Source organism: Sulfurospirillum sp. HTRB-L1, from assembly GCF_059415125.1.
This window is the reverse complement of the sequence record NZ_JCAHZR010000013.1, coordinates 37742-51262: the sequence shown is the minus strand read 5'-3', so window position 1 is coordinate 51262 and position 13521 is coordinate 37742. Positions and strand designations below refer to the sequence as shown.

The 13521-nt window shown below is 47.3% G+C and carries 16 protein-coding genes; 1 reads left to right on the top strand and 15 read right to left on the bottom strand.

Annotated features, from left to right (window positions below; all coding sequences use genetic code 11):
* Positions 1 to 147 precede the first annotated feature (147 nt).
* Positions 148 to 657, top strand: a complete 510-nt coding sequence (locus AC5SLM_RS14045; protein WP_495251604.1) for a hypothetical protein — start codon at positions 148 to 150, stop codon at positions 655 to 657.
* A 10-nt stretch (positions 658 to 667) separates the two neighbouring features.
* On the opposite strand, the gene AC5SLM_RS14040 is transcribed toward AC5SLM_RS14045, so the two are convergent.
* The 15 genes from AC5SLM_RS14040 to AC5SLM_RS13970 all read right to left on the bottom strand — a co-directional run bounded on the left by AC5SLM_RS14040 (position 668) and on the right by AC5SLM_RS13970 (position 13507).
* Positions 668 to 1162: a hypothetical protein gene (locus AC5SLM_RS14040; RefSeq protein WP_495251603.1), complete on the bottom strand. Its 495-nt coding sequence runs from the start codon at positions 1160 to 1162 to the stop codon at positions 668 to 670.
* Positions 1163 to 1216: 54 nt separating this feature from the next.
* Positions 1217 to 3115 (bottom strand): type IV secretion system DNA-binding domain-containing protein, encoded by a 1899-nt coding sequence (locus AC5SLM_RS14035; RefSeq protein WP_495251602.1) that lies wholly within the window; start codon positions 3113 to 3115, stop codon positions 1217 to 1219.
* Positions 3112 to 3489 (bottom strand): hypothetical protein, encoded by a 378-nt coding sequence (locus tag AC5SLM_RS14030; protein WP_495251601.1) that lies wholly within the window; start codon positions 3487 to 3489, stop codon positions 3112 to 3114. The genes AC5SLM_RS14035 and AC5SLM_RS14030 overlap by 4 nt, the downstream gene beginning before the upstream one ends.
* 2 nt (positions 3490 to 3491) lie before the next feature.
* The gene (locus tag AC5SLM_RS14025; RefSeq protein ID WP_495251600.1) at positions 3492 to 5282 is read right to left on the bottom strand and encodes a hypothetical protein; all 1791 of its coding nucleotides are present in this window, start codon (positions 5280 to 5282) and stop codon (positions 3492 to 3494) included.
* A 10-nt stretch (positions 5283 to 5292) separates the two neighbouring features.
* Complete coding sequence (locus AC5SLM_RS14020) at positions 5293 to 5529, bottom strand: hypothetical protein (RefSeq protein WP_495251599.1); 237 nt, start codon at positions 5527 to 5529, stop codon at positions 5293 to 5295.
* Between the two features lie 3 nt (positions 5530 to 5532).
* Complete coding sequence (locus AC5SLM_RS14015) at positions 5533 to 5865, bottom strand: hypothetical protein (RefSeq protein WP_495251598.1); 333 nt, start codon at positions 5863 to 5865, stop codon at positions 5533 to 5535.
* Between the two features lie 53 nt (positions 5866 to 5918).
* Positions 5919 to 8486: a hypothetical protein gene (locus AC5SLM_RS14010; RefSeq protein WP_495251597.1), complete on the bottom strand. Its 2568-nt coding sequence runs from the start codon at positions 8484 to 8486 to the stop codon at positions 5919 to 5921.
* The gene (locus AC5SLM_RS14005) at positions 8483 to 8710 is read right to left on the bottom strand and encodes a hypothetical protein (protein ID WP_495251596.1); all 228 of its coding nucleotides are present in this window, start codon (positions 8708 to 8710) and stop codon (positions 8483 to 8485) included. The genes AC5SLM_RS14010 and AC5SLM_RS14005 overlap by 4 nt, the downstream gene beginning before the upstream one ends.
* Positions 8711 to 9065: 355 nt before the next feature.
* On the bottom strand, positions 9066 to 10490 hold the full coding sequence (gene mobF, locus AC5SLM_RS14000; protein WP_495251595.1) for a MobF family relaxase: 1425 nt from the start codon (positions 10488 to 10490) through the stop codon (positions 9066 to 9068).
* Positions 10490 to 10843: a hypothetical protein gene (locus AC5SLM_RS13995; RefSeq protein WP_495251594.1), complete on the bottom strand. Its 354-nt coding sequence runs from the start codon at positions 10841 to 10843 to the stop codon at positions 10490 to 10492. The genes mobF and AC5SLM_RS13995 overlap by 1 nt, the downstream gene beginning before the upstream one ends.
* A 219-nt stretch (positions 10844 to 11062) precedes the next feature.
* A complete protein-coding gene (locus AC5SLM_RS13990) occupies positions 11063 to 11503 on the bottom strand; it encodes a hypothetical protein (protein ID WP_495251593.1) in 441 nt (146 codons plus the stop codon).
* A 2-nt stretch (positions 11504 to 11505) separates the two neighbouring features.
* On the bottom strand, positions 11506 to 12240 hold the full coding sequence (locus AC5SLM_RS13985; RefSeq protein WP_495251592.1) for a nucleotide-binding protein: 735 nt from the start codon (positions 12238 to 12240) through the stop codon (positions 11506 to 11508).
* A 2-nt stretch (positions 12241 to 12242) separates the two neighbouring features.
* Positions 12243 to 12653: a hypothetical protein gene (locus tag AC5SLM_RS13980; RefSeq protein ID WP_495251591.1), complete on the bottom strand. Its 411-nt coding sequence runs from the start codon at positions 12651 to 12653 to the stop codon at positions 12243 to 12245.
* Positions 12640 to 12882, bottom strand: a complete 243-nt coding sequence (locus AC5SLM_RS13975; protein WP_495251590.1) for a hypothetical protein — start codon at positions 12880 to 12882, stop codon at positions 12640 to 12642. Before AC5SLM_RS13975 ends, AC5SLM_RS13980 begins: the two co-directional genes overlap by 14 nt.
* 10 nt (positions 12883 to 12892) lie before the next feature.
* Positions 12893 to 13507: a hypothetical protein gene (locus tag AC5SLM_RS13970; RefSeq protein ID WP_495251589.1), complete on the bottom strand. Its 615-nt coding sequence runs from the start codon at positions 13505 to 13507 to the stop codon at positions 12893 to 12895.
* Positions 13508 to 13521: the final 14 nt, after the last annotated feature.

Below are 13521 nucleotides of genomic sequence, written 5' to 3'. Positions count from 1 at the left end.
GGAAATTGGATGTTTGTTTTTGGCTTAGGGATTTGCACCTTTGGCTAGTACCGTGTACTAGGTCACTTGTGACTGCAAGCCCGCCCTGTAAGGAAAGCCCCATTTTCACTATGCTAAAATACTGCCCATTACAAAAAGGAGTGTTTCATGCGACCTGAGCTTCACAATAGGTTTAATGAGGTAAAGTATGAGTGCGCAGGGGATGTTGCTACGCTTAATAAGGTAAAGGGGATTGAAAGAAATTTGCGCGCCGCGCAAAGTGGTGTGCTTGCTAATATTGTAAAATATGTCGGATACTTTATTGGCATTTTTACACTTATGGTATTTCTTCTTGCAGTAGGATTTGACCCAACTAAAGATTGGGTCGATAGTCGGCTAGCGAAACCTATAACAAAACCAGATCACCATGCGCGAAGTTGGAGATATTCTTTTGACGAAGATGAAAACAAAAAAATAAAAGAAGAAAATAGTCGCGTACAAAGAGTGGCTGGCAATGTTTACTTTCTTGGAACACCGGCGGTTATTCTTTTTCTCTATTTTTTATACAACACTCTTCGCAAGCGGCTTTATCGGCGGCTTGGTGAGGAAGAGTATTTAAAGCATTTGGCGCGCGCGAATGGGTTGCCTGAAGATTTGTTTGTTGTGAGAAAGAAGTAAGGCGTTAGCCTTACTTCCCGTTTGCGTAGTCCTCAAGGACTTTTTGAGCCCTTGGCACAAAGCTGTCTTCGTAGTATGCAAAATTATCGTATCCTCGAAATTTTGCCCAATCAAGCGTCGCTTGGATTTGCTCTATGTCTTTTTCTTTTAAAAACGTTTCGCACTGGTCAATGAAGCTTCGTAAATCTGTTTTGATACGAAGCACATACTCTTGGATTTGTGCCTCGGTTATTCCGCCGCCTTGGCTGGCTGCTTCTTTGGCTTCTGTGAGGTAGAGTTCTGCGCGCTTGGGTTGCTGTGTTACCACGGCGACACGGTAGTGATCAAACAAGATTTTCTGCGCTGGCAATGTCTCACTGAGCGCTTTGATTTTTTCTAGCTCCTGCGCGTCTATTTTTGCTTCTTTGCGCACAGGGTGAGGCGTCGGCCCAGTGCTTGAGCTGTCGCTACAGCCAACGAAAAGTAGAGAAACTGCCGCCAGTGCGGTGAGTAGTGTTTTTTTCATTTGTTTTTCCTTTTTGGTTTGGTTTACATGTAAGCCCCCTCGCGAGGGCGACTGTTAGATACTGTTAATTTCTGCTTTCGTCGGCCCTGGCCAAAAATTGGGCAGGGCGCCCCATAGGTCGTATTTTTCAATGACGGCCAATTGGGCGGCATCGTCACCTTCCGCGTCTTCGTACTCGTACTGAATTTTTACCCTATCGGTGAGGGTGTACATGCGCATGAAGTTAGCAATTTTCTTCTCATTGGCCATGAACTTTTCAAACAGAAATTCTAGGTTTACCTCCACGAGGTTTTGTTCCTTGACGAACTGGGCGACGCCCTCTTGGCCTTTTTCCTTTGCTTTGTTCATTTTTTTAAAAAGGCGTAATTCTTCGATTTTTGAGAGAGGGCGAATTTTAAACAAATCGCCAAAACTCAAAGCGTCTAGCTCTTCTTGACTCTCCACTTCGCCCTGGCTGTGGTATTTGAGTTCGTAGAATGGTGTCAAATCTACGGGCTTTGTGGCGGCTGCTATATTGATAAGATCCACTTGCGGGGTATAACCGACGTAAAGCAGTTTCTTGGTGGGAATATACGTAATGTGAGTATATGTCTCTCCAAGGTGGTTAAGCAAATCGTTGCTTATCAGGTGCGTTTTTTGCGCCTGGATGTTGAAACTTTTGCTCTCCTCTCCCTTGTGGTTTTTGCTGCGGTTTTCTTCTTCGTATGTATATTCTGTTTCGCCTACGGTCTCTTTTAAGAGTTTAACGGTGTCCTCGTCGATCACACTAAAGAAGATCCACGCGAAAGAGCTACTTGTTAGTGCTTGCTTGAGCTTCTTGTCGTGCAGGGGGATATACTGAACGGCAGGGCACATAATCGCGCCCTTGCTGCGCAGGGTCGTAAAAAGGCGGTGGATACTCCCGTCATCCAAAAATTTCAATAAGGACAAAAATTCATCGAGGGCATAGAACGTAAAGTCTGTTTTCGTGTTGGGTAAAGTCGCCTGAATTTGGCTCATCGCGGCAATAAACGCACTAAAAAGAGGCGTTAGGGCTTTTTCGCGCTCTGGCAGATTGTCAAGGAAGAGTTTGCACTGATCTTTACGTGCAAAAAAATCTTTGATTGTAAAGCGTTTTTGTTTTGGGTTTTGCATTTTCCAAGCCATAATTTCCAACGGCTCGATCATGCTCTCCATCGTACCCACTACGTCTTGTTTAGATTTTTGGCTTGCGCTGGTCATTTCAGCGAACATGTTTTTTAAATCTCTGATAAAGAGTTTCCACCGTGTCGGACTGTCAAAGTCGCGGTACTTAACCTTTACCTTCTGCAGGGTTTCGTTATAAAGGCGCTGCGCGGTGCTAGAAAAATAGTCCTTTTTATCGCCCATTACGCCATTCATGTACACTTCGAAGAAAGTGTTAATAATCCCTTCATCTTCGGCAAGGACGTCCCACTGTGCCCCTCTGGTGTCGTAAGGCGAAAACAAAATATCGTTTTTTGGATTGTAAAATTTCTCCAAGAAGTCACCTGCCTTCACTTGGTGAATTACGGCACGATTGTAGAATTTTTGGGCCAAAAGATTGAAGTACATTTCAGTTTTGCCCGATCCCATTTTACCGACCAAAAGCATCGATTGGGTGAGCCAAAGAGGCTTAAGATAATGTCGTTGCTTTTCGTAGTTTTTTACCATGCGTTTTAGCATTTTAGATTTCTTTTTAAAGTCGCCATCGAAGCGAAATTCGTCTAAAAAGACAGTAGCTTCGGCTTCTTCGCGTAGCTCTTTCGCGAGGATTTTGGCGGGGGTCCAGACGTAGCCTCTCTTGTGTGTTTGCGGGTTTGCAAGGCTGCCAAAGCTATGCGCGCCTTCGGGATAGCGGCTGTATACAAAGCCGTTTTCCACAAGCTTGCGAGGGCCCACGGTTGCATAGGCTAATCCACCAATTGCGGCGGTTGTAAGTAATGTTCCTATCATCGCTCTATTCCTTTCTCTTGAAAAAGTGAGGCAAACATTTCTAGCACCATCGCGGGCATAGTAATGGTGGCGATACCGCCCTCGATTGAAACATCCACAAATTTGCCAAGCGTCTCTTTTAATGCGCCAAAGGCAAGTTCTTCCCCCACTTCTTCGATTGCCTTTTTTGAGCCTTTGGCGAAAAGCTCTTCTGGCGAAAAACCAAAGCCCTCTTGGTTTTCAAATTCCTCTTCTAGGCTTGGGACGTTTGAGGGAGAGGGGGCAAGCCCCTCTCCTTGTTGTGCTTTTACGATTTCTCGCAACTTGGAGAAATGCTCCTCCATCTTTTGCGTGTGCTCGAAATGAGTATTAAGCTGCATTGTTACGCGCGCCATTGTTATGCCCTCGCCTGTTCGTGGGTTTGGGTTTGACTTTGGTGTTGGTGTCTTACCGCCCTTAAATCTTCCCGTGTGATGGTGGTTGTGTTGGCCGCCTCACGGAGTTGGAGAGATACTTTTTCCAAGACACGCGCATACTCTTGGAGTTTCTGGGGTTCGATATTCCCTTGTTTGTCAAGGAGATTTTCAAAGCTCTGCGCGCTGGCTAAGACCTTTACGCGCTCGATAAGCTCCTTTTGCGCCGTGGTGGTTTGTGTTTCACCTGCGCTTTGGCGGGCGTTTAGCTCCCGCAGCTGCTCAATTGGCTTGTCACGATTAGTCCAAAGGCAGGCTTTGGCTGCTGGGTCTTTGAATTTATACACGCCCTCGGCGGTTTTTTGCATAAGGCCCATGTCGGTAAGGGTCTGGGCATGGTTTAGGCTACGCTGGATAAAGTCCTGCGTGCGCTCTGGGCTTACGCCTCGTTTTTGTGCGTTCCGCTCCCACGCCTTTAGGGCGGTAATGTCTACGCCATCAAATTTGATTGTCGCAATGTTGTGGAATTGGTTAAATACTTCGCGAGTGGGATTGTTTTCTGGCTTAGTGGCTTCGCGTAGCTCTTGAAACTCATTCTTGAGCGTTTGAGGCATAAGCGCTGGGTCTTGATGGCGGTAGCTGCCTCGCTCGACCATTGTCTCGGGCTTTTGTAGCTCTTGGCTGTTTGTTGCGAGGGTTTCTTTCATCGCTTTAATTTCTGCCGCGCGTTCTTGAACAGGCTCTAGTGAATAAAGTACGCGGTTTTCAAGCGCCCATTTTTCTTCCGCACTGGCGGCTTTGTACGCCTCGTTTTCGACGATGTAGGGCACGAGGTCGCTTGGGTCTTGGCCTTTGTTTTGTAGGTCGTTCATGATGAGCTCTAGGTCTGCTTCTGTTTTGTTTTCGTGCTGCGCTTTTTCTAATAGAAGGGGTGCGAGCATGGCATTCAGGCGGTTGATTTCCGTCTCGTGGCTTGTAAGGGTGCGCTGGTCTAGTGCGCGTCCCTCTTCGATTGCCTTGGCTTGTTCTTTGTCTTTTACATGGCCAAGGGCCAGTTTGGCGTCTGTCACGCTGTGGCCGTCTCGCGTGGCGGCGCGTAAGAACTCTTCTTGTTGTGCTTTGGCGGCAAGAGTGGCTTCACGAAGGCATTCCGTGCCGTTTTTCTTGATAAAATCAAACGCTTTCTCTTGGAGCTTAGGATCTACATGTTTGCTCAAATCTAAGTTCTCAAACTTTGGCGCTTGGTTGTAGCTGTGGTGTTGAAACTCTTTTAAATAAGAGTCTAGTTTTTCGTTGGCCACCGCGTCTTTGGCGCGGTCGAAAAAGCGATCAATCCGCTGCGCCATATTACGCAAGGTTTGCTGAGCATGATTTAGCCCTTTAGTAATCGCCCCGCGAAGTCCTCGCGGGCGGTTAATCGCTTCGAGGAAGTCTTCTTTTTGGGCGTCTGGGACGAGTTTGCTCTGAGCAAAACGGCTTAAGACTTTCATGTCTTGGCGGGCAATTGCGAGTTCAAGTTGTCCGCTCATTACGGCGCTTGTTTTTCGGACGAAGTCTTCTTTGTCGCGTAGATTTTCGCCGTTTACGAGGCGTGTGGGCATTGATTTGATGTGCTTGATTGTGTCGGCACTAAGCGTTAGGTCTGCTTTGCGATCCATAAAGGTCGCTTTGGTTACTTTGTCGCCCTTGATCCATAAATCAAGGGGTTCTTGATTCATCATTACTGTGTATTTTCGGGCGATTAAAGACTGCTTATCTAAGATTCCTTTTTCCATTTTTATGCTCCTAAAATTCTTTGCGGTCGAAAAATCCGAGGATTTCATCGAGGTGAGAAATGAAAGCGATTGCTTCATCCAACTTTTCGTTTACTGTCATTTCTAGCTGCAGTGATTGGGCTAGAAAATTAGCTTGATCTCGCAAGTCGAAAACCTTGTGCTTTTCGGTCCAGGGGACCACCTCTACGGCATTGTGAAGGCGCTGTGCTTGCGCCTGTAGGGTGTGAATGACTTGTGCTCTATCCATTTTTTAACTCCTTTCTTTGAGGTTTTCTAATTTTTCTGTTGCTTGAGGGAGAAAAACTTCTTGGTAATATGGCAAGCTTGCGACGCCCCACCATGCAGCCATGCAGATAGTTTTAGACATTTGCATGTAGTCGTCTTCCGCGAGGACTTTTTCAAGTCCTTCGACGGCGTTTTGCGCGCTATAGACGCGCACTTTTACGTCATTGAAACCCCACTTTTCAAGCGTTTCTTTGGGGCAATGCGGGAGGTCCGAGTAGGACACTTTGGCGGGTTTGGTGCAGCCTGTTAGCGTTAATGTTAGCGCTGCGGCCAGTGCGGTGAGTAGTGTTTTTTTCATTTTTGATCCTTTGTTTTGGTTTACATGTAAGCCCCCTCAAGGGGGGGCGACTGTTATATTTTGCTGTTCCACGCTCGTGCGCTGTTTACTGCGGTTTCTGCGAGGTCGTCCAACGTTGATTCGGTTTTGATTTGGATTGCGTTCAGAATCATTGTGTGGACTTTAAAAAGGACAAGATAAGAAAGAACCATGCTCAAAATCATCATGGCCACATCTATAATCGCGCCGATGGCGTAGTAGTCCACGCGATTAAGCCAATCCCACTCGCTTCCGCCACCCGCCTCGTAGGCAATAGTATTTAGAGCATTCGCGAATTTACCTCCAACCCCTGCTAACATGTCTTGCAGGGACATAAGAATGTAGACTGAGAACACGAAAATTGGCAACTCCAGCATAGTTGCAAAAACCTTCGACGTAAATTCCATCACGTCGTCCTGAGATCGCTTGTTGAGTAACACCGCGATAAATAAAAAAGGTGTAGCAATATGAAATATGAAAATCTTGCCAAGAATGATTACGAGGCGGAGTGCTCCAAAAAGGACGATGGAAGCAATGGCGAGACCGCCCAAGATTTTTTCCATCGTAAACACGGCCAAGGCTGCACCACCTCCTCCTACGATCAAATCGCCCACATAGGGAACTTTTGCGAGAGGAGAGAGGGCTGTAGTGCCCAGTTGCGCAATCGCCTGCGCCCCAGGTAGCATGTAAAAAACGCTCCATTTCGCGAATGTTTTTACAAGCGCTTCGTCCTCGCCCACTTCACTCACTTCGGGGATTTTTCCCGCCCGCTCAAGCTGGTGCTTGATGATAGGAAGGGCGAGGACACTAGGAAAGCCCCATTCTGCCGCCATGCCATATTGAAGTTGGATAATATTTGCCATTTCGTCCGTGTGCATTGTTTGTGGACGGTTTAAAACTTCGCTCATTTTCTGACTGCGAACACGAGCTTGATTGTATTGCTCCCAAGCGTTCGCGCAATACGAAAGGGTTGTTGCAGAATTGCGCAAGTAATGAAACCGCCACCATCCCTCGTGGCGCTGTGACATTTTAGACTCTGGGGGAAAGTGCAGTACGAAGAGATTTGTTTTTTCTTGAAGCGCTCCGAAAATGTTGCCGCTGTTTTCCAAAAATTCTGAGCCATACCCAGCCTTGGTATAAATTTCGTTTTTCGTCTCTTTGTGTTGCGCATAGCACGCATCCACGGCTTGGCCCCAGAGCCGCGTTTTTAGCACCTCCTGTTCTTTTGCCGCCAGGGCTGTAGTGATTTGTGTCGCATTTTTAAACCCGGCTTGACTGGCGATACTCTCTAACTCGATCTGAATAGCAGCTTGAGCGAGGGCGTCGGCCCAGTTTGACATGAGGGAATAGCCCCATTTTTCTGCCTGCTGGTATTTGCTCTGCCAAGACTCGTCCACTCCGCCGCCCAATGGTAAAAAAAGCAACAAACCCACGCCTAAGGCAATGGGGTAGCCCCGTGTTACCGCAAAGACTTTTTGTTCCTGATCAAAACCCCTATATAACCACTGCCCAGTGCCGAAGAGAAGGGCAAAAATGGCGATGGAGTAATAAAATCCTGCGGATACCTCGCTGAAGGTATTGTAAGCGCGAGTCATGCTCGCACCACGCGCGGCTAAAAGGTTCGAGTTGTCGGTAATTGCCATTTCCATTTTGTCGAGTTGCTTTAACACCTGCACCTGCATATCCGCCCACTCTGGCGTGTTTGCGCCCATGGCGGAAGCGCCCCAAAACAACCCTTGCGAAACAAGCCACTTTGCGCTAGAGAGAAAGCCCCTTACTTCGCCGTATGTGGCTTGGCTGGCGTTTGTTTGCACAATAGTAGTGCTAGCGAGGCTGTAGCTGTGGTAGCCTGGCTTAAGTATTAATGTGCCTGTGGCTGTGGTCGCCTCAAGGTCGATATAGTTTGTGTCGCCTAAAACAGAGGCAAGAAGAAGATCCATCTGGTTTAAGCGCCCTGGCACGAAATTTTGGTTTTGAAACTGAGCAAGGCGAAGCTGCTGCTGCTGCCACGCACTATTAAATTCGGCGGTTTTTTGCGCGGCATTGCTGCGCGCTTGGGCGGTGTCTGTGGCATAAAAAGAAGCTACGTGGTCCAGTTGTTTTTTCGCGAGAAAAGCACTCCCTTTTTTGCCGTTTACAAAACTAATATCTTCGTTTTTGACGATGCCGCTTGTCAGCAGCTCTGTTACGCGCAACGAGGGATCGTCGGCCTTTGTCAATTTTGCGAGTGGGATTACGAGGCAGGTTATCGTGCCGTCCGCGAAAGAGGCGGAATACAAAAACGCCTGATAGGGCACTTGGTTTTTATCATCGAAGTTTGCGGGGTGTGTGGCTGGACAAGCGAACACTTTAGCAAACGCTTCGGGATTTGTGCCGCTAAAAGCTTGTTCGACAAGCTGCTTGGTGGGCTGCCATGCCCAAGAGTCTTGCAAAAAAGTGCTATCGATTTGCTCTTGGGTGCCAAATGCGAAATTATCCTTAAGGAATTGCCTGGCTTGGTCGACGGGCATATTGTATAAGTTTTGCGTAAAAATTACGTCGGCTTTATTACCCCAAGAAAAGGTGGCTACGGTGATGAATAAAAAAGCAAGTATGCGTTTCATGTTCGCACCTCTTTGGCGGCCAAGCGGGCTGCTTTTTGGCGCAAACTATGCGCGTGCACGTATTTGGTGAGCTGCGCCGCGCTTACCTGCACGCCGTGGCGCTCAAGGTAGATGGCAATGTCTGCGATAGATACGCGAAAGGAGAGCAGCGTAACGATTTCGCCTTCGTAAAGGGCTAGCTCCTTGCCTTTTTCGCGTAAAAACGCTTTAAGTTCGGGGGTCATGGGGGTGCTCCTGTATGGGCCCCATTACATGTATATATAGGCATGTGGGTTTGCGTGTATATATAATAGTAAAAGGGTAAGGAGACTAAGCTAATTATAAGAATATATATGTAGAATTGAGGTGCAAAACACAATACTACTAGACTTAAGTTTTCGCTTAATCTGGTGGGCCGTTTTTGAGGGGCGCCAACCCCTCAAAAAATGGCAACTTTAGGGCTTTTTTCTTCTCGTTCTCTGCCTATAATCTAATAAATAACTACTTCAAGTAAGCTTAAATTACACCTATTTTTCTAACTTTTTTTCGATATTTTCCAAGATTTCCATCTGCGCTAAAATAAGCTCTTTTAGCGTGGGCTCACCGCTCTCTTCCCCCGTCTCTTTCGGTAGCAATTCCGTTAACAATTCGATTATTTGCTCCTGCTGTTTTTGCATGTTGATTACTGTTTTCGTTAGCCCGATTAAGAGGTCTCTCTCGCTCACACTCTGCTCTTCTTGCTGTAATTCTGCTGTCTCTTGCATTTTCGATCCTTTCTTCGATGTGATGTTTTAGTTTGTGTTTTGGAGTTTTTTCGATGTAACGAAAAAACTCTTGGGTGTTGAGTTTGGATTTTTCCAACTCTCGCATTAAGATCTTCTCCATGGTGCCCATTGCTGCGCGTTCGACTTGGTCTTGCCGCTTGATTTCGCCCATGGCGGCAGCTACGCTAATTTCTCCAAAGTTTTTGGAGAGGGTTTTTTCGAGGGCTTTGTAATCCCCTCGCCATTGGGCACGGGGGATGGTGGCGCGTATGCGCTGCACTTCTGCTTTTAGCTCTTGTTTGTACTCTTTACTATCTTCGAGTTTAGGGCCAAAGTGGTGTTTGGGGCGAAGGGAAGCAAGGAGAGTGTTTAACTGCTTTTTCCCTATGGTGCGCTCGAAGTTTTGCATGTTTGCCGCGCGTACTTGGTCGCGATCTACGTTTTTCTTGGGTTTGCGACTGCCAATTTTTGCGTTTTGCATGAGCACGCTTTCGCGAGCTTCTGGATACTGCTTTTTGAGCTTTGCAAAAAGCTCTTCGACCTGTGCGGTTCGACTGCTGGAGGCTTCCAGTAGTTGCTTTGGAACTTTTGTAAGTTCGAAGAAGTGGTTCTTTTTGCAGGTTTGTTGGATTTCTAACCCTGCCTCTTTGGCTAGTTTGGCGAGTTCGTTGCGGTAAATTAGGCCCGTTTGTTTGACGCTTTTGAGGATATCTTTTGGCTCTAGGCTTCGGAATTTACCAAATTTGTCTTGCGTAAAATTTAGTGCAAGACAATGGGTGTGTAAAAGTGGATCCAGTTCGCGACTTGTGTCGTGCTGGAACTTGGCGAAGAGCATGTTCCCCGTTGTTATTTCGTGCCTCTTGCCTTTGGTTTGCACCCTCGTTTTTGATTGATTTTCTTCGACATAATCCAAGGTGCGATTTACGGCTGTGTCGTGTAGCTCTTGGAGTTTGGCGGCGAGTTTGGTTTCGCCCTGGGCGATTGCGATTTCGAGTGCCACCGAAAAACTTTTTGGGGCGGTAAAAGTAAGGTCTACCGCCGCGCGGTCGTTGTCGAGTTTTGATTTCTTTTGCTTTAGGGCTTCGCCTGTGGCGGGATGGTAGCCGTAAACAAGCCGCTGGAAGCTTGCGTGTGTTAGGTCGTCGAGGCCAAGTTCTTCTTTTAATTTACCTCTGTATTCGCCAAGCTGCTGGGTGTAGTAGTTGTCTTTTTCGTAGTAAGTGCCCGCTTGGCGGGCTGATACTATGCGAGAGGAAAGCATTACGCTTTCCTCTCGGCTCGGCGGCAAGAGTCGATTAGTTTTTGCTGCAGGTGAAAGTGTTGGAGTAGCTTGGCCCCAAAAATGCCTTCACAATCACTTGCTTGATATGTGCCCACGAAGACTTTTTCCTGCAAGTTTAGTCGTCCCTCCACAGGGTCGAGGTAAATATAGAATACATGGTTGCCATCTTCACGGCGCTGGTGTAAACTAACGGCAATTTCGACCATGTGGCCTTCCCAATCTTCGCTGGCTATTTTGTCGAGGATTTTCGCTTGGATGGTTTCTCTCTTAGCCAGTTCGCTGTAGTCCATGTGGACTACTCGCCAAGTTAATTGTTTGTTACTTTCAGTCATTTTTTGCTCCCTTTAGGTGTTTTAAGCGCTCTTTCCCCCAAGGGGGTTTCGGGGGGTTTTGCGCTTGCGCTGCCACTTTTTGCAAAAAGTGGCGTTGGTCTAGTACTTGAAAAGTACCTAATTACTTCCTAGCTCTTACCTTTTCTATTCCTAGCTCTTACCCATTTATCACCTATTCTTGCCGTCCCCCAAATTTTGGGGTTTCGGGGGGTTATTTGGTTATTTTTTTTCATCTAGCTTTTCCACGATTTTTTTGGCGGCTTTGCGGGCTATGCCTTTGGCATGCTGCGGGATTTGTTGGTTTACGTAATGGCCTTCTTTCTCGTGGCCGTGCCAGGCATCCTTTTGAAAAAAGAAAGTGGCTAGGCCCTGCCGATCGTAGGCTACGCTTACGCCGTAGGCCGTGGCCGCTAAGTCCAACGGCTTAGCGGCATTGTACGCAAGCGCGGCACCTAAGGCCGCGCCAAAAACGACACCCAAAAGTGTGCCTAAAATAATACTTGCAGGGCGGGCTTTTTGCATTTGCTTGGTGTGTGCATAGGTCTCCTGCACAATGCGAGGGAGATTTTCAAGCCCCTCGATTGTGCCAAGTTGTTCTTCGAGTTTTTCGGTTGCGAACTGGATAGCGTTCGCGGTCCGTTCAAATTTTTGTATGTCCATGGCTATTTCCTTTTCTCGACTAGAATGGAGTCAAGGAACTCAATAGCGTCAAGGCCACGATTGTGCTGTTTAAGCAAACCATCGAAGACCTCAAGACCCTGTGCTCTTGCTTCGGCTTTTGCCGCAGCAAAATCAAGCCGTTTTTCCGCTAAGGCAACATCGCCAACCGTTTTACCAAACGCCTCGGCTTGCCCGATTGAGCGCGAGTGGGGGACAGATATTACGCTGTTAAATTGGCGCAAGATGGCAAGATTGGGTTCGAAGCCGTTATCCTGATCTCCGTAAATAAACCAAAACGCTGTTTCTCTCTCGCCTGGGTAAAAATTGTTCAAAATTAGATGGATTGAATAATCTTTGCCAATTGCCTGCACGGTTTCCTTTACGTTGTGCAGGGTTTTTCTGTCGGGTTGGATCGGAATATAAAACTCGACTTCTTCGCCAAGGGCGATAACCTCTCGAATTACCGCGAGGCTGTCATCCCCTCCGCCTGCGTCGATAACATACTCTTGTGCAGGGTCAAAAACTGCTTCGGCAAGGGCTCTACGAAGTTCTTTTTGATCTGTAGTTATGCTTTTAGAAACCAAAACCTCTGAATTATGAAAAATTGATGAAACATTGTTATTATCAATTTCGACGACATTGACTGGGCTACCGTGATAAAGAAGCCAAGCAAGTACATGTGTGCTCGTAGTGGTTTTACCACCACCGCCTTTGGTGTTTACTGTTACTCGAAGCATTTTTAATCCTTTTTTGCGAATTTATTGTGAAATTCTTCGGAATTACGGCGATAGTCCTCGTTTACTACCGCGTCCCAAATAACCTCTTCATTTTCAGCCTCGGCTACTGCCTCGGCACCGATTTTTGTTTTTGAACTCACGCCCGCCTTGGCGGGCGACTGGGGCGCCCTTGCGGGCGCGGGGGTGGTGTGTGTATGCGTTGCTCCTTGTTTTTGTTTTTTCCAGTGTTTTTTTAGAAAAATATCTACGTTTTTGCGGGACGTTTGCACGTCTCTCGTGGCTAAAAATTCTACAATCGCGTAAGCGCTGTAGTTGCGATTTGCAAGTTCAAAAATTTCTGCACGGTGCTTAAAAAGCTTGCTTCGCTCGTGCTTTGCTTTTCGATTTTTACAAAAGCTGTCAAGCGGCTTCATCGCCATCTTCCCACTCGCCCTCTAGCGCGTCTAGCGCGGCAAGGGTGAGCACGTGGAGAAAGTAGATAAGCTCTGCTTGCTGCTCGTGGCCGTCTTTTAGGGCTTTTATACAAAAGCGCATGATGATTGCGCATCGTGCAGCGTGCACGTTGTTTGTTTGCGCAAAAATGTCCGCGTTTTGCGACATGGTGTCGATTTGGTCTTGCAAATATTGATCTTTTTTTTGCATTTCGCACCCCTTAAAAGAGGTACGAAAGCGCGATAATAGGGACCATCAAGGCGGTTGCTACCAAAGCGCTGCGGACGAAAGAATAAGGCTCTTTAGCCCACCAGACGTAAAGGTCACCCGCCTTTAAAAGGTGGAAGTTTTCATGCATTTTTTGCGCGATGGGGTTAGCTACGCTGAAAACCATCACCCAAGTCATCATATTAGAGATCATCAAAAGGATGAAATTGCCGTCATCGACTACATGGTAAAGGGCATATAGCCCTAAAAGGCTCAAAGCGAAAATAATGGCCTTAGCGGGCATGTATGAGCGTGTGTGGGGTAAAGCGTAAATTAGCGCGATAAAAAAGGCAAGGGCGTAGCTTGCCGTAGCGGCACCGAGGCCGTGTACGGGCTTGGCCAACAGAAAGGCTAAAAATAGGGGTGCAAAGGCAATTTGCAGCAGGGCAAGTCGCGAGGAATGCGGCGTAAGCGGCGCTGGGTCGGGGTATGCTGCCGTGGCGAGGGTGGTTATGCCCTCTTCGTTTTGGGCGATACTTGCGGGGTGAGGCTTTGCTATAAGGGCGCTAAAAAACGAGGCGTAGCCGGTGGGGGCAAACTTAATTTGGGTTTGGAAATTTTGAGACATTTTTTATCCTTTTT